The 14654-nt window shown below is 63.8% G+C and carries 16 protein-coding genes and 1 tRNA gene; 10 read left to right on the top strand and 7 right to left on the bottom strand.

Annotation, left to right across the window (positions count from 1 at the left end; translation table 11 throughout):
• The first annotated feature begins 37 nt into the window (after positions 1-37).
• On the top strand, positions 38-589 hold the full coding sequence (locus AWB79_RS28180) for a hypoxanthine-guanine phosphoribosyltransferase (RefSeq protein WP_061170742.1): 552 nt from the start codon (positions 38-40) through the stop codon (positions 587-589).
• Positions 590-635: 46 nt separating this feature from the next.
• Here AWB79_RS28180 and AWB79_RS28175 read toward each other — a convergent pair whose 3' ends face one another.
• Positions 636-1235: a MarC family protein gene (locus AWB79_RS28175; RefSeq protein WP_061170741.1), complete on the bottom strand. Its 600-nt coding sequence runs from the start codon at positions 1233-1235 to the stop codon at positions 636-638.
• Positions 1235-2971 (bottom strand): proline--tRNA ligase, encoded by a 1737-nt coding sequence (locus AWB79_RS28170; RefSeq protein WP_061170740.1) that lies wholly within the window; start codon positions 2969-2971, stop codon positions 1235-1237. The genes AWB79_RS28175 and AWB79_RS28170 overlap by 1 nt, the downstream gene beginning before the upstream one ends.
• Positions 2972-3228: 257 nt before the next feature.
• On the opposite strand from AWB79_RS28170, the gene AWB79_RS28165 reads away from it, so the two are divergent.
• Positions 3229-3879, top strand: coding sequence for an RNA pyrophosphohydrolase (locus AWB79_RS28165; protein ID WP_061170739.1), 651 nt, complete (start codon positions 3229-3231; stop codon positions 3877-3879).
• A 141-nt stretch (positions 3880-4020) separates the two neighbouring features.
• Positions 4021-4584 (top strand): CNP1-like family protein, encoded by a 564-nt coding sequence (locus AWB79_RS28160; RefSeq protein ID WP_061170738.1) that lies wholly within the window; start codon positions 4021-4023, stop codon positions 4582-4584.
• A gap of 82 nt (positions 4585-4666) precedes the next feature.
• On the opposite strand, the gene proB is transcribed toward AWB79_RS28160, so the two are convergent.
• The 5 genes from proB to AWB79_RS39745 form a co-directional block, all read right to left on the bottom strand.
• Positions 4667-5785: a glutamate 5-kinase gene (proB, locus tag AWB79_RS28155; RefSeq protein WP_061170737.1), complete on the bottom strand. Its 1119-nt coding sequence runs from the start codon at positions 5783-5785 to the stop codon at positions 4667-4669.
• Between the two features lie 20 nt (positions 5786-5805).
• On the bottom strand, positions 5806-6930 hold the full coding sequence (gene cgtA, locus AWB79_RS28150) for an Obg family GTPase CgtA (protein ID WP_061170736.1): 1125 nt from the start codon (positions 6928-6930) through the stop codon (positions 5806-5808).
• A gap of 143 nt (positions 6931-7073) precedes the next feature.
• Positions 7074-7334 (bottom strand): 50S ribosomal protein L27, encoded by a 261-nt coding sequence (rpmA, locus tag AWB79_RS28145; RefSeq protein ID WP_008342952.1) that lies wholly within the window; start codon positions 7332-7334, stop codon positions 7074-7076.
• Positions 7335-7359: 25 nt separating this feature from the next.
• On the bottom strand, positions 7360-7671 hold the full coding sequence (rplU, locus tag AWB79_RS28140) for a 50S ribosomal protein L21 (RefSeq protein WP_014192315.1): 312 nt from the start codon (positions 7669-7671) through the stop codon (positions 7360-7362).
• A gap of 8 nt (positions 7672-7679) precedes the next feature.
• Entirely contained in the window at positions 7680-8009 is a 330-nt protein-coding gene (locus tag AWB79_RS39745; protein ID WP_198399116.1) for a hypothetical protein, read from the bottom strand.
• Between AWB79_RS39745 and AWB79_RS28135 the strand changes: the two genes are divergently transcribed.
• From AWB79_RS28135 to coaE, 7 genes are all read left to right on the top strand, one after another.
• Positions 7945-8937, top strand: a complete 993-nt coding sequence (locus AWB79_RS28135; RefSeq protein WP_061170805.1) for a polyprenyl synthetase family protein — start codon at positions 7945-7947, stop codon at positions 8935-8937. The genes AWB79_RS39745 and AWB79_RS28135 overlap by 65 nt on opposite strands.
• Before the next feature lie 47 nt (positions 8938-8984).
• Positions 8985-9061, top strand: a tRNA-Pro gene (locus AWB79_RS28130).
• Between the two features lie 145 nt (positions 9062-9206).
• The gene (locus AWB79_RS28125) at positions 9207-10496 is read left to right on the top strand and encodes an HlyC/CorC family transporter (protein WP_061170735.1); all 1290 of its coding nucleotides are present in this window, start codon (positions 9207-9209) and stop codon (positions 10494-10496) included.
• A gap of 74 nt (positions 10497-10570) precedes the next feature.
• Positions 10571-11779, top strand: coding sequence for a GspE/PulE family protein (locus AWB79_RS28120; protein ID WP_061170734.1), 1209 nt, complete (start codon positions 10571-10573; stop codon positions 11777-11779).
• A complete protein-coding gene (locus tag AWB79_RS28115) occupies positions 11779-12990 on the top strand; it encodes a type II secretion system F family protein (RefSeq protein ID WP_061170733.1) in 1212 nt (403 codons plus the stop codon). The genes AWB79_RS28120 and AWB79_RS28115 overlap by 1 nt, the downstream gene beginning before the upstream one ends.
• A 31-nt stretch (positions 12991-13021) precedes the next feature.
• Positions 13022-13936 (top strand): prepilin peptidase, encoded by a 915-nt coding sequence (locus AWB79_RS28110; RefSeq protein ID WP_061170732.1) that lies wholly within the window; start codon positions 13022-13024, stop codon positions 13934-13936.
• A 17-nt stretch (positions 13937-13953) separates the two neighbouring features.
• Positions 13954-14559 (top strand): dephospho-CoA kinase, encoded by a 606-nt coding sequence (gene coaE / locus AWB79_RS28105; RefSeq protein WP_061170804.1) that lies wholly within the window; start codon positions 13954-13956, stop codon positions 14557-14559.
• Positions 14560-14654 lie beyond the last annotated feature (95 nt).

The raw sequence follows: 14654 nt of genomic DNA, 5'->3' as shown, positions 1-14654 counted from the left end.
TCCACACTAAGAAGTCTGCCTTTCCCCCGCTTTCCCTATGAACCGCGAAGAAGCCCTCCATATTTTCAGCCACTCCGAAGAGATCGTGACGGCTGACGAAGTCAACGCATCGATCGGCAAGATGGCCGCGGCCATCAAGGCGGCGACGAAAGACGACTTCCCGCTCGTGCTCTCGGTCATGGGAGGCGCGGCCGTGTTCACCGGCATGCTGCTGCCGCATCTGGATTTCCCGCTCGAGTTCGATTACATCCACCTGACGCGCTACCGCAACGCAATCAAGGGCGGCAGCGAGATGCAGTGGCGCGTGGCGCCGGCGGAATCGGTGAAGGATCGCGTGGTGCTCGTGCTCGACGACATCCTCGACGAAGGCGAAACCATGGCCGCGATCCGCGACCGCATCATGGCGATGGGCGCGAAGACGTTTCTCTCGGCGGTGCTGTGCGAGAAGATCATCCCGAAGGCGAAGCCGTTGCGTCCGGATTTCTGCGGGTTCGAAGTGCCGAATCGCTACGTTTTCGGCTGCGGCATGGATGCGAAGGGTTACTGGCGCAATTTACCGACAATTCGGGCGTTGACGGAAGGCGCGTGACTCCCGACCTGCGCAATGAAAAAGCGGCCCCGAAAGGCCGCTTTTTTTATAGCTGATGCACGAAAGTGCGTATTCCAGTCAGCATCATTTCGACGGAAATCGCCACGAGCACCAGCCCCATCAAGCGCTCGAATGCTGTCACGACACGCTCGCCGAGCCACTGCTGAATCTTCTCCGCCAGGATCAGCACGATTGCGCAGACGATCATCGTCACGGTCAGCGCGCCGATCCACTCGAGCATCTTGCCGGGCGCCTGCGACGTCAGCAGCATGACCGTCGCCAAAGCCGAAGGTCCGGCGAGCGCCGGAATGGCCAGCGGCACGATGAGCGGCTCGCCGCCGCGCGAATCGCCGCCCATCGCGCCATCCGGATGCGGAAAAATCATCCGTAGCGCGATCAGAAACAGCACGATCCCGCCGGCGATGCGCAACGAGACATCGGTGAGGTTCATCGCGCGCAGGAAGCGGTCGCCCGCCATCATGAACACCAGCAGAATGACGAAGGCGATCGCCACTTCGCGCAATACGACGACGCGGCGCCGCTCTTTCGCGACGCCGCGCAACGCGTTGATGAAGATCGGAATGTTGCCGAGCGGGTCCGTGATCAGCAGCAGCAGGATCGTCGCCGACAGGAAGTTGTACTGCATTACTTCCCGAGCGCGGCCCGCACTTTGCCCGTCACGACATCCGCCGCTTCATCTACCGGCAGCAGCGTGGCTTCGGCGTCGCGGCGGCCCTGATACTCCAGCTTGCCGTCCTTCAGCCCGCGATCGCCGATCACGATGCGATGCGGCACGCCGATCAGCTCCCAGTCCGCGAACATCACGCCCGGACGCTCGCCGCGATCGTCGAGGATCACGTCGACGCCCGCCGCCTGCAGCGTGGCGTACAGCTTGTCGGCCTGCTCGCGCACGGAGTCGCTTCGGTCGTAGCCCATCGGGCAGATCACGACTTCGAACGGCGCGATGGCTTCCGGCCAGATGATGCCGCGGTCATCGAAATTCTGTTCGATCGCCGCGCCCAGCACGCGCGTGACGCCGATGCCGTAGCACCCCATCTGCATCGGCGCGGGCTTGCCGTTTTCGTCGAGAAAGGTCGCGCTCATCGAATTCGAATACTTGATGCCGAGCTGGAACACGTGCCCCACTTCGATGCCGCGGCAGATTTCCAGCGTGCCCTTGCCGTCCGGCGACGGATCGCCCGCGACCACGTTGCGGATATCCGCCACTTCCGGCTCGGGCAGATCGCGGCCCCAGTTCACGCCGGTCGTGTGGTAATCGACCTCGTTCGTGCCGACCACGAAGTCGCTCATGTTCGCGACCGTGCGATCCGCGATCACGCGCACCGGCTTCTTCGTGCCGATCGGGCCGAGATAGCCCGGCGGCGTGCCGAACCATTCGATGATCTCGGCTTCCGTCGCGAAGCGGTAACCCGCGAGGCCCGGCAGCTTGTTCGTCTTGATGTCGTTGAGCGAATGATCGCCGCGCAGCATCAGCAGCCAGATCGTGGGTTCCGCGCCTTCGTTGTCGGTTGCAAGAATGATCGACTTGATGGTCTTTTCGAGCGGAATGTTCAGAAGCTGCGCGACCGCCTCACACTTCGCGGCGCCCGGCGTCGGCGTCTTCTTCAGCTCTTCGGTGGGCGCGGCGCGCTTCTCGATGAGCGGCAACGCATCCGCCGCCTCGACGTTCGCCGCGAAGTCCGAGTCCGGGCAATAGGCGATGTCGTCCTCGCCCGTCTCGGCGATCACGTGGAATTCATGCGAGCCGCTGCCGCCGATCGAACCGTTGTCCGCCGCGACCGCGCGGAACTCCAGCCCGATGCGCGTGAAAATGCGCACATAGGCTTCGTACATCTTGCGATACGACTCGGCGAGACCATCGAGGTCCTTATCGAAGGAATAGGCGTCCTTCATGATGAACTCGCGGCCGCGCATCACGCCGAAGCGCGGACGGATCTCGTCGCGGAACTTCGTCTGGATCTGGTAGAAGTTCACCGGCAACTGGCGATAGCTCTTGATGTCGCGACGCGCGATGTCCGTCACGACTTCCTCGTGCGTCGGGCCCACGACGAAATCGCGGTCGTGGCGATCCTTGAAGCGCAGCAGTTCGGGACCGTACTGCTCCCAGCGGCCCGACTCCTGCCAGAGCTCGGCGGGCTGCACGGCGGGCATCAGCAATTCGAGCGCGCCCGCGCGGTTCATCTCTTCACGCACGATGGCTTCGACCTTGCGCACCGAGCGCAGGCCGATCGGCATGTAATCGTAGATGCCGCCCGCGACGCGGCGGATCATGCCGGCGCGCATCATCAGTTTGTGACTGACGATCTCGGCGTCGGCGGGAGCTTCTTTCAGGGTGCCGATGAAGAAACGGGATGCTTTCATTCAAAAATTATCCAAAAGCGGCGCGCTCCGGAGCGTTTCAGCGCCGAAGCGGGCGATTCGATGGTGGACGACGGAACAGTTCGTGGGAAGCAGATTTTGCCGCTTCCCGGCTTGCCTGGCAAAAAGACTCAAACACAGACTCGAAACGAGCCGGGCGCTTCGGGGACATCGTGCCCCGAATTGGGGTTCCTGCCGGTGCGCCGAGTCCGTTAACTGTTTATAATCAAAGCAATTTTAAAGGATTTGAAGGTGGCTGTATGCTGGATCGTGAAGGCTTTCGCCCGAACGTCGGCATCATCCTCTTGAACGCGCGCAACGAAGTGTTTTGGGGCAAGCGGCTGCGTGAACATTCCTGGCAGTTTCCGCAAGGGGGTATCAAATACGGCGAAACCCCCGTGCAAGCGATGTATCGGGAGTTACACGAAGAAACCGGCTTGCTGCCTGAGCATGTGAAAGTTGTCGGTCGCACGCGCGACTGGCTGCGTTATGAGGTGCCGGACAAGTTCATCAAGCGCGAGGTGCGCGGACATTATCGCGGTCAGAAACAAATCTGGTTTCTGCTGCGCATGGTGGGCCGCGATTGCGACATCTGCCTGCGCGCGACGGACCATCCGGAATTCGATGCCTGGCGCTGGAACGAGTATTGGGTGCCGCTGGATGCGGTGATCGAGTTCAAGCGCGACGTTTATCAAATGGCTCTTACCGAGCTATCCCGCTTCCTGCGGCGGACCAACGCCCGTGGCGAACGCGGCGAGCGTGCCGCGCATCATGGGCCGCGCTATCCGCGCGTCGTCCAGACGATGACGATCGAAGCGCCTGCCGTTACTGCCTCCGGCGCGACGGTTCAGGCAGAATGCACGGTCAGCGAAGAAGTGCATGTGATCGTGCAGCGCTCGTCGTGCGACTGATCGCCGCCGTTCTTGTTGCAGGTTGACTCTCAAACTTCGATCGATGGCACGGTGAATCGCTCACCGTGCCATCTCGCTTTGTTCCGCCGGGCGGGCGCTCCCGCGTCCCGCGCGCAAGTTTTCCGGGAAACCCAATTGAAAGTGAAAGCCTCACTCGCGGTAATCGTGGCATCCGCGGCAACGCTTGCCGCGCTCGCCGGCTGCTCCAGCTCCAAGACCCCGACCACGCAGGACGACGGCGTCTTCACCTATCTGCTCGACCGCAAGACGACCTGGGCCGAAGAGAAAATCGATACCATGCCGCCGCTGCCGAAGGCGTCGAATCTGCTGGCGTTCAACGTCTCGCAGAACACGCCGCTCACCTTCGCCGTCGATAAATCGACGCTCACGGTCGGCAAGGACGGCGTCGTGCGTTACGTGATCGTCGTGACGAGCCCGGTGGGCGCGCGCAACGTCAACTACGAAGGCATTCGTTGCGACACCTACGAATGGCGCCGTTACGCGAGCATCAACGACGATCAAAATGGCTGGGATCAGGGCGCCGCGTTCGAATTCAAGCGCATCGAGAATGGCGAACTGAACGCGTATCAGGCCGCGCTCTATCAGGATTATTTCTGCGCGAGCAAGCTGCCGGTGGGTTCGGCCGAGCAGATCGTGAACAACATCCAGTACAAGCGCACGCAGACCAACATCAATCTGCGCTGATGCGGCCGGCTTCATGACAAAGCCCGCTGGCCTTACGGCTCAGCGGGCTTTGTCTTTTGCACTTCGCACGTTGCACGGCGTCTCAGACGAGCACGAGATTGTCCCGGTGGATCAACTCCGGTTCCAGCATATAACCGAGCACAGTTTCGATCTCGCCGCTGGGCCGCCGGTGAATCAGCCGCGCCTCCGAGCTACTGTAGTTCGTGATGCCGCGCGCCACTTCCTGCCCCTGATCGTTGACGCAGGCGATCACCTCGCCACGATCGAACGCGCCTTTCACGTCGATCACGCCAATCGGCAGAAGACTCTTGCCGTCGGCGGTGAGCTTGTTGACCGCGCCGGCATCTATCACGACGTGTCCGCGCACCTGAAGATGATCCGCCATCCACTGCTTGCGCGCCGCCATGCGTGCCGTGCGCGCGATCAGTTGCGTGCCGATCAGTTCGCCGGATGCGAGACGAGTCAGCACATCGGCTTCGCGGCCGCTCGCGATCACGGTGTTCGCGCCGCTATGCGCCGCGCGTTTCGCCGCGAGAATCTTGGTCAGCATGCCGCCGCGCCCGAGGCTCGAACCCGCGCCGCCCGCCATCTGTTCGAGTTCGGGCGTGCCGGCGTCGGCCTGTTCGACGAGCGTCGCGTTCGGGTCCTTGCGCGGATCGGCGGTGAAGAGGCCGCGCTGATCGGTGAGGATGACGAGCGCATCGCCTTCGATCAGATTTGCGACGAGCGCGCCGAGCGTGTCGTTGTCGCCGAACTTGATTTCGTCGGTGATGACGGTGTCGTTCTCGTTGATGATCGGCACGGCGCCCAGGCGCAGCAGCGTGAGCAGCGTGGAGCGCGCGTTCAGATAGCGTTCGCGGTCGGCCAGATCGGCGTGCGTTAGCAGAATCTGCGCGGTGCGGATGCCATGCGCGCCGAAGCTGCTCTCATAGACCTGCGCGAGTCCCATCTGACCGACGGCGGCGGCGGCCTGCAATTCGTCGATCTCGCGCGGACGCTTGGTCCACCCGAGCCGGTGAATGCCTTCGGCGATCGCGCCCGAACTCACGAGCACGACTTCCTTGCCCTGCTCGCGCAGCGCCGCAATCTGCGCGGCCCAGCGCGAGATGGCGGCGTGATCGAGCCCGCGCCCGTCGTTGGTGACGAGGCTCGACCCTACTTTCACTACGATTCGCTTCGCAGCGGCGATGACCGAACGCATCGTGCGCTTTCTCCTCGTGGTTATTCGTCGTCTTGATTGGCCTGCTGGTTCGCCGGGTTCGGCTGACTCGCTTCGTCGTCGCGGAAACGCACGTCGGCGGCGAGATCTTCCGCTTCCGCCGCGCGCGATGCATCCGAATGCTGCGAAATGTAGTCGTAGATAGCGTAGGTGAGCGCTTCGCAGCCCTGACCTGTCAACGCCGAAATCTCGAACACCGGGCCGTCCCACTCGAAACGCTCGACGAAGTCGGCGATGCGCGCCTCGCGCTCGTCTTCCGGCACCATGTCGAGCTTGTTCAGCACGAGCCAGCGCGGCTTCTCGTAAAGCGTCTCGTCGTACTTGCGCAGTTCGTTGACGATGGCCTTCGCTTCCGCGACCGGATCGACGTTTTCATCGAACGGCGCCATATCGACGAGATGCAGCAGAACACCCGTGCGCTGCAGGTGACGCAGGAAGCGATGCCCGAGGCCCGCGCCTTCAGCCGCGCCTTCAATCAGACCCGGAATGTCCGCGATCACGAAGCTCTTGCTCGGGCCCACGCGCACCACGCCGAGATTCGGCGCGAGCGTCGTGAACGGGTAATCGGCGATCTTCGGCCGCGCGTTCGACACCGACGAGATGAACGTGGACTTGCCCGCGTTCGGCATGCCGAGCAGGCCGACGTCGGCGAGCACTTTCAGTTCGAGTTTGAGCATGCGGCGCTCGCCCGGTTTGCCGTCGGTTTTCTGACGCGGCGCGCGGTTCGTGCTCGATTTGAAATGCAGGTTGCCGAGGCCGCCCGCGCCGCCTTGCGCGATCAGCACTTGCTGATTGTGCTCGGTCAGGTCGGCGATGATCTCGCCCGTTTCCTGATCGGAAATGATGGTGCCGACCGGCATGCGCAACGTGATGTCGTCGCCGCCCTTGCCGTAGCAGTCCGAGCCGCGGCCGTTTTCGCCGTTGCGCGCCTGATGCTTCTTGGAGAAGCGGTAGTCGATCAGCGTGTTGATATTGCGATCGCCGACGGCGTAGACGCTGCCGCCCCGGCCGCCGTCGCCGCCATCCGGCCCGCCGAACGGGACGAACTTTTCGCGGCGCATCGACGCGCTGCCATCTCCCCCGTCGCCGGCGATGACTTCGATCCTCGCTTCGTCAATGAACTTCATGCGTTACTCCGTCCCGTGTTTCCGCTATTTTGCCGCGACCGGCGGATGCCGGTCTGCGATAACCATGTTTGTCGATACAAATGAAAATGGCCCCGCGAACTTCGCGGGGCCATCTTTCGGTCCTGAAGCCCGTGCGTAAAAACTTACGCTGCCGGGACGACGACGACCGTGTGCTTCTTCGCAGCGCCCTTGGTCACGAACTTGACGTGACCGTCGGCCAGCGCGAACAGGGTGTGATCCTTGCCGATGCCGACGTTCTCACCCGGATGCATGCGCGTGCCGCGCTGGCGAACGATGATGCCGCCTGCGTTGATTGCCTGGCCGCCGTACACCTTCACGCCGAGGCGTTTCGACTCGGAGTCGCGGCCGTTGCGGGAAGACCCGCCTGCTTTTTTGTGTGCCATTTGCTTAGCTCCTTAACCGATGCGCTTACGCGTTGATCGCGTCGATGCGCAGTTCGGTGTAGTTCTGGCGATGGCCAGCGTGCTTTTGGTAGTGCTTCCGGCGACGCATCTTGAAGATGGTCACTTTCTTGTGACGACCTTGGGACACGACGGTAGCCTTGACGGAAGCCCCACTGACCAGCGGCGTACCGAACTTAATCGATTCGCCTTCGCCTACTGCGAGAACCTGGTCGAGCGTGATTTCAGCGTCAATGTCTGCCGGTATCTGTTCTACTTTCAATTTTTCGCCAACGGCAACTTTGTACTGCTTGCCGCCGGTTTTTATGACCGCGTACATTGAGAACCTCACTCAGAATTCATTTTTCCCTCGCACCACGCGGGGGAAAACACGCGATTATACATAGGGTTACGCACGACGTCAAAGCGCATCGGCATATGCCGCGCCGCGGGCGCTCCGCGAACGAACCAGGCGCGGGTCCATGCGCGAACCTCGGCGAAAACCCGGCGAAACGTGTCGGAAATCCGTCGACGCGGCGCGATTCGACAGTCCGGACACCCGTCGTTCGTCGGATTCGCCTTATAATCCGCCGGATTACCTTTCTTGCCGATCATGTCGTCCACCGCCACTTCATCCCCAAACGCCGCCGCACTGCTCGCCCCGATCGCAGAGGACATGCAGCAGGTGAATCGCGTCATCCGGCAGCGCCTGGCATCAGAAGTGATGCTCATCAACCAGATTTCGGAGTACATCATCGGCGCGGGCGGCAAGCGGTTGCGTCCGGCGCTGCTGCTGCTGGTTTCGGGCGCGCTGGGCGACACGACCGGACATCGCCATGAACTGGCGGCGGTGGTGGAGTTCATCCACACGGCAACGCTGCTGCACGACGACGTGGTCGACGAATCCGATCTGCGCCGCGGCCGCAAGACCGCGAACGCGCTGTTCGGAAACGCGGCGAGCGTGCTGGTCGGCGACTTCCTGTATTCGCGCTCGTTCGAGATGATGGTGAGCGTCGGCAAGATGCGCGTGATGGAGATTCTCTCGGTCGCGACCAACATCATTTCCGAAGGCGAAGTGCTGCAACTGCTCAACATGCACGACCCGGACGTCGATGAAGCGCGCTACATGCAGGTGATCCGCTACAAGACGGCGAAGCTGTTCGAGGCGGCGGCGCAACTGGGCGCGGTGCTGTCGGGCGCGGATGCGCGCACCGAAGCGGCGGCGGCGGAATTCGGCCGGCGCATCGGCACGGCGTTCCAGATCATGGACGACTGGCTCGACTACACGGGCACGCCGGAATCGATGGGCAAGAACGCTGGCGACGACCTGCGCGAAGGCAAGCCCACCCTGCCGCTCATCTATCTGATGGAGCACGGCACGCCGGAGCAGGCGACGCTCGCGCGCGAGGCCATCGAGCAGGGCGGCACGGATCGCTTTGACACGATCTTCCACGCGATCACCACTTCGGGCGCGCTGGACCACACGCTGGAATGCGCGCGGAAAGAAGCTCAGGCAGCGGCCAACGCAATTTCTTCATTCCCCCCTTCCATCTTCAAAGAGAGCCTGATAGAATTATGTTCTTACTCGACGTCGAGACAGTCTTAAACGAGACTTTAACGACATAGCAGTCCAAGTAAGAGTTGTAGAAAATTCGGGGTGTAGCTTAGCCTGGTAGAGCGCTACGTTCGGGACGTAGAGGCCGGAGGTTCGAATCCTCTCACCCCGACCAGAATTTCGAAAAACCCGCATGGTCCGCCATGCGGGTTTTTTCTTTTCCGCGCTTGGCCGGTATTGCGTTGGTTGCCCAAGCTACGGCAAGCTTGCAAACCCGTCTGTTATATTCCCTCCCATCTCCGCCCCTACCCGATCACCGCGTGGACAACCTTCCCTTATGGGCGCAAATTTGCGCCATCTTTCTGCTTCTCATTCTTTCCGGTTTCTTCTCGATCTCCGAAACGTCGATGATGGCGCTCAATCGCCATCGGTTGAAATATCTGGCGAGCCAGGGGTCGTTACGCGCACGCACCACGCAGGGCCTGCTCGCCAAGACCGACCAGTTGCTCTCGGTGATCCTGATAGGCAACAACCTGATCAACACGATCATCCCGGTGCTCACCACTTCCATCGCACTGCGCACCTTCGGCCATAACAACCTCGTGCTGTCGATCACGACGGGCGTCATCGCGTTTCTCATCATCGTGTTCGCGGAAATCGCGCCGAAGATCGTCGGCGCGACGTATCCGGAGAAAGTGGCGCTGCCCGCGAGTCTCGTGCTGTCGCCGCTCATGCGCATCGCGCGGCCGCTCATCTGGTTCGTGAACCTGTTTGCCAACGCGATCCTCGCCACGCTGCACATCAACACCAAGAACAAGCGCGATCAGCGCATTTCGCCGGAAGAGCTACGCACAATCGTGCTCGAAACCGGCAGCTTCATGCCGACCAAGCACCGCAGCATCCTGCTGAACCTGTTCGATCTCGAAAATATCTCGGTCGATGACGTGATGATCCCGCGCCGTCGCATCGAGGCGCTCGATATGGATGCGCCGTTCGAGCAAATCCTGCATCAGCTCGAGACGTGCTATCACAACAAGCTCCTCGTTTATCAGGGCGACATCGACCGCGTGCTCGGCATTCTGCACGTGCGCAAGACGCTGTCGGCGCTGCATAACCAGGAACTGGAACGCGAGTCGCTGCGCGAGCTGCTCGCGGAACCCTATTTCGTGCCGGCCGGCACGCCCGTGTTCCAGCAGTTGCAGTACTTTCAGGAAAGCGGCCATCGCATCGCGATCGTGGTCGACGAGTACGGCGAATTGCAGGGGCTCGTGACGCCCGAGGACATCATCGAGGAGCTGATCGGCGAGTTCACGACGACGATTCCGCGCGGCGCCGGCTCGCGCGGCGGCTGGGACGAGAACGGCGAGTGCATCGTCGCGGGCAGCATGCCGCTGCGCGAACTGAACCGCTGGCTGCAACTGACGCTGCCGACGGACGGTCCCAAGACGCTCAATGGCCTGATCCTCGAAACGCTCGAAGACATACCCGACGGCGATGTCTCCGTGCAGATCGCGAACGTGACCTTCGAAGTCATGCGTAGCGACGATCAGGCGATCCGCACCGTGAAAATCTTCCGCCCTTCCGCGCCCGCGAAGCGCGCGCTGCGTTAGCCATTCGGCCGACTGGGCGTCGCGGGCCGGCGACGGGATGATCGGATCATCTCGACTCTCACGGTCCGACGCCCATGATTGCCCCTTCCCGCGACGCCTTCGAAACCTTCGCGCGCCCGGCTCGCCCGCCGTCCGACCCCGCATCCGATTCCGAAACTCCCGCCGTCGCGCTGCTCGCCGATACCTTGCGCGAAGCGGCCGAGCGCGGCGCGTCCGATATCCACGTCGAGCCATGGGAGTACGACTGGCGCGTCCGGCTGCGAATCGACGGCGCGCTGCACGTACTGCGGCGTCCGCCGCCCCATCTGCGCGACGCGTTCGTCACGCGTATCAAGGTGCTGGCGCGCATGGACATCGCGGAGCGCCGCGTGCCGCAGGACGGCCGCCTGCGTCTGACGCTGCCGGGCGGGCGCATCGGCGACTATCGCGTGAATTCGCTGCCGACGCTGTTCGGCGAGAAGCTCGTGCTGCGCCGGCTCGACGCCTTGCCGCCGGATCTTTCACTCGCCGCGCTCGGCCTCGACGACGCGCAGAGCCGCACGGTCGAAGCGGCGATCCGCGCACCGCACGGCCTCGTGCTCGTGACCGGGCCGACCGGCAGCGGCAAGACACTGTCGTTGTATTGCTTCCTGCAGATGCTCAACGCCGAGGCGCGCAACGTGTGCTCGGTCGAGGACCCGGTCGAGATTCAGCTCGCGGGCATCAATCAGGTGAGCGTGCGCGAAAAGGCGGGGCTGACCTTCGCGGTCGCGCTGCGCGCGTTCATGCGGCAGGATCCGGACGTGATCATGGTCGGGGAAATTCGCGACGCCGAAACCGCCGACGTCGCGGTGAAGGCCGCGCAGACCGGTCATCTCGTGCTCTCGACGCTGCATACGAACGACGCGCCCGCCGCCATCGCCCGTCTGATCGATATCGGCGTGGCGCCCTACAACCTCGCGTCCGCGCTCAGGCTCGTCAGTGCGCAACGATTGGTGCGCAAGCTCTGCGAGCACTGTCGCACGCGTTCCACGCTGCCGCTCGACGCAGGTTTCCATCCATTCGAGCCGCGCGGCTGTCCGGCTTGTCACGGCATCGGTTATCGCGGGCGTGTCGGCGTGCATCAACTGATGCCTGCATCGGATGACATTCGCGAGCTGATCGTCGCGCGCGCGGCGACCCATACGGTCACGCGCGCGGCGCAGGCGCAAGGCATGCCGACGCTGCGCGATGCGGCGTTCGCCCGCGTGCGCGAAGGCGTGACGAGCGTGGCCGAAGCGGCGGAAGCCACGGAGATCGACTGATGGACCGCGCGCCCGAACTACGCTTCGCGTGGCGCGGCCTGACCGCGGACGGCAGACATAAGCGCGGCAAGCTCATCGCCATCGACACGCTCGCGGCGCGCGCGTCGCTGCGGCGCGAAGGCGTGATCGTGACGAGCCTCGACACGCTCGGCCGCGCGCCGCCGCCGAAAACGAATGCAGCGCGCGTCACCCTCTTCACGCGCCAGCTGGCCGGGCTTCTGCGCGCGGGACTGCCGCTCGCTGCCGCACTGGAACTGCTCGCGGGCGGCACAGAGGGCGGCCCGACGGGCGGCATGCCGCGCATCGCGCGAACGCTCGGCCGGGACATCACGCGCGGCGTACCGTATTCGGAGGCGCTCGCGCAGCATCCCGCCGCGTTCGGCGCGTTGTATTGCCAACTGGTCTCGGTCGGAGAAGTGGCGGGCGCGCTGCCGGCGGTGCTCGCGCGCCTCGCCGACGACCGCGAGCGCGCCGCGTCGCAAAAGGCCGGACTGCGCGCGGCGCTCACCTATCCGGTCGTCGTGCTGCTCTTGTCGCTTGCGATCACGGCCGGTTTGCTGATCGGCGTCGTGCCGACCTTCAAGACCATCTTCGATGGCTTCGGCGCCGCGCTGCCCGCGCCGACCCGCTTCGTGCTCGCACTCTCCGATGGCGCCGCGCGTTACGGCGTGCCTTTCGTCGCGGCGTGCGCGTGCCTCGCGACGGCCGCGCTCGGCTGGATGAAGCGCTCGCCCGACGCGCGCGCAGCGGCCGATCGCATCGCGTTGCGCCTGCCGCTCGCGGGCACGCTGCTGCGTTCGCTCGCCGTCGCGCGCTGGAGCCGCGCTCTCGGCACTTTGCTTGCGGCGGGCACCGCGCTCTCCGACGCTTTCGACTCGCTCACGCACGCCACCGGAAACCGCGTGTTCGACCGCGCGACCGTCGATATCGCCGCGCGCCTGCGCAATGGCGAGCGCCTCGCCGCCGCGATGCGCGCCGCCGGATGCTTTCCGCAGGACGTGGTGCAGCCGATCGCGGTCGCGGAAGAATCGGGCTCGCTCGACGCCATGCTGCTCGATCTGGCCACGCTCGCCGATCGTTCGGTCGACGAGCGCATCGGCGCCTTCGCGAGTCTGTGCGAGCCGATCGTCATCGCGGTGCTGGGCGCGCTCGTGGGCGGACTCGTCATTGCGATGTATCTTCCTATCATTCAGCTCGGCAACGTGGTGTAGCATCGCGGGCCAAAGCCATCGTTCCACCATCATGCAGCCTTCGTTCGATCCATCCGCCGCGCACTTCGCCAGCCGCTATGTGGAGGCGTTCGCCGCGCTTCCCGCTGCCGCGCAGTACGGATTCGCCATTGTGTTCGGTCTGGTGATCGGCAGCTTTCTGAGCGTCGTCGTGCATCGGTTGCCGATCATGCTGGAGCGCGCGTGGCGCGCCGAAGTCGATGCCGCATTGCCCGATGACTCCAAACCCGCTCCCGCGGACGCTTATCCGGAGCGCTTCAATCTCGCGGTGCCGCGCAGCGCCTGCCCGCATTGCAAGCATGTCTTGCGCGCATGGGAGAACATTCCGGTGCTCAGCTATCTCGCGCTGCGCGGGCGCTGCTCAGCATGCGGCGCGCGCGTGAGCCCGCGCTATCCGCTGATCGAAATCGCGACCGGCGCGCTCGCGGCGCTCTCGCTGTACGCATATGGACCGGCATGGGCTGCGCTCGCCGCGTTCGGACTGTGCGCGACCTTGCTCGCGGCCGGGCTGATCGACTACGACACGCACTATCTTCCCGACGTGCTGACGTTGCCGCTGCTGTGGGCCGGCCTCATCGTGAATTTCGGCGAAGGCGGGTTCGCGACGCTGCACGACGCGGTAACGGGCGCGATCGCGGGTTATCTTTTCCTGTGGTGCGTGTACTGGATCTTCAAGCTCGCACGCGGCGTCGAAGGCATGGGCTATGGCGATTTCAAGTTGCTGGCGGCGCTCGGTGCTTGGCTCGGCTGGGCGGCGCTCGCGCAAGTGGTGCTGATCGCGGCCGTCGCGGGCGCCGCGTTCGGCATTCTCGCGACGCTGCGCCGGCGCATGCGTTTCGAGGAACCTTTGCCGTTCGGGCCGTTCCTCGCGGCGGGCGGCGCGATCACGCTATTCGTCGGCACGCCGCTCTACGCATTGTTCGGATGATCGAAGGAGTGCAACGGATGTTCAGCATTGGTCTCACCGGCGGCATCGGCAGTGGCAAGAGCACGGTCGCGGATCTGTTCGCGGCGCGCGGCGTGCCGCTGATCGACACGGACCTGATCGCGCATCAGATCACGGCGCCGGGCGGCGTCGCGATGCCGCTCATCGCGAGCGAATTCGGCCAGGATTTCATCGCGGCGAACGGGTCGCTGGATCGCGCGAAGATGCGCGCCCTCGTCTTCGCCGACGACACCGCGAAAACACGGCTCGAAGCCATCGTGCATCCGCTGATCCGCGCTGAAACAGAACGCCAGCGGCATGCGGCGCCGGGCACGTATCACATCGTCGTGGTGCCGCTGCTAGTGGAATCGGGCGAGTGGAAAGCGCGCGTATCGCGCGTGCTCGTGGTGGATTGCCCCGTCGAGACGCAAATCGCACGCGTGATTCGGCGCAACGGCTTCACGCGCGATCAGGTGCTCGCGATCATCGCGAAGCAGGCATCGCGCGAGGCGCGCATCGCCGCCGCCGACGACATCATCGTCAACGACGAAGCCGCCACGCTCGACACGCTGGCGGAACATGTCGACACGTTGCACGCCCGCTACCTCGCGCTCGCCGCCGCATGAAAAACACGCGCGCCTGAGGTCGAGAAATCGCCTAAAAGTTCCCTTTTTTGTGTTCAAACAGGCGCTTTGCCGGGCGAATCCGCCCCGATTTGCTA

It is taken from the genome of Caballeronia hypogeia (assembly GCF_001544875.2).
In the GTDB taxonomy this organism is placed as follows: domain Bacteria; phylum Pseudomonadota; class Gammaproteobacteria; order Burkholderiales; family Burkholderiaceae; genus Caballeronia; species Caballeronia hypogeia.
Note: the sequence above shows the minus strand (reverse complement) of the source record. Positions and strands in the feature narration are given on the sequence as shown.

Coding starts and splice junctions, on each gene's coding strand:
- cgtA (WP_061170736.1), bottom strand. CDS start 6,930: ATGAAGTTCATTGACGAAGCGAGGATCGAAGTCATCGCCGGCGACGGG.
- AWB79_RS28170 (WP_061170740.1), bottom strand. CDS start 2,971: ATGAAAGCATCCCGTTTCTTCATCGGCACCCTGAAAGAAGCTCCCGCC.
- AWB79_RS28180 (WP_061170742.1), top strand. CDS start 38: ATGAACCGCGAAGAAGCCCTCCATATTTTCAGCCACTCCGAAGAGATC.
- AWB79_RS28165 (WP_061170739.1), top strand. CDS start 3,229: ATGCTGGATCGTGAAGGCTTTCGCCCGAACGTCGGCATCATCCTCTTG.
- coaE (WP_061170804.1), top strand. CDS start 13,954: ATGTTCAGCATTGGTCTCACCGGCGGCATCGGCAGTGGCAAGAGCACG.
- proB (WP_061170737.1), bottom strand. CDS start 5,785: ATGCGTTCGGTCATCGCCGCTGCGAAGCGAATCGTAGTGAAAGTAGGG.
- AWB79_RS28135 (WP_061170805.1), top strand. CDS start 7,945: ATGTCGTCCACCGCCACTTCATCCCCAAACGCCGCCGCACTGCTCGCC.
- AWB79_RS28120 (WP_061170734.1), top strand. CDS start 10,571: ATGATTGCCCCTTCCCGCGACGCCTTCGAAACCTTCGCGCGCCCGGCT.
- AWB79_RS28110 (WP_061170732.1), top strand. CDS start 13,022: ATGCAGCCTTCGTTCGATCCATCCGCCGCGCACTTCGCCAGCCGCTAT.
- AWB79_RS28175 (WP_061170741.1), bottom strand. CDS start 1,235: ATGCAGTACAACTTCCTGTCGGCGACGATCCTGCTGCTGCTGATCACG.
- rplU (WP_014192315.1), bottom strand. CDS start 7,671: ATGTACGCGGTCATAAAAACCGGCGGCAAGCAGTACAAAGTTGCCGTT.
- rpmA (WP_008342952.1), bottom strand. CDS start 7,334: ATGGCACACAAAAAAGCAGGCGGGTCTTCCCGCAACGGCCGCGACTCC.
- AWB79_RS28115 (WP_061170733.1), top strand. CDS start 11,779: ATGGACCGCGCGCCCGAACTACGCTTCGCGTGGCGCGGCCTGACCGCG.
- AWB79_RS39745 (WP_198399116.1), bottom strand. CDS start 8,009: ATGTCCTCTGCGATCGGGGCGAGCAGTGCGGCGGCGTTTGGGGATGAA.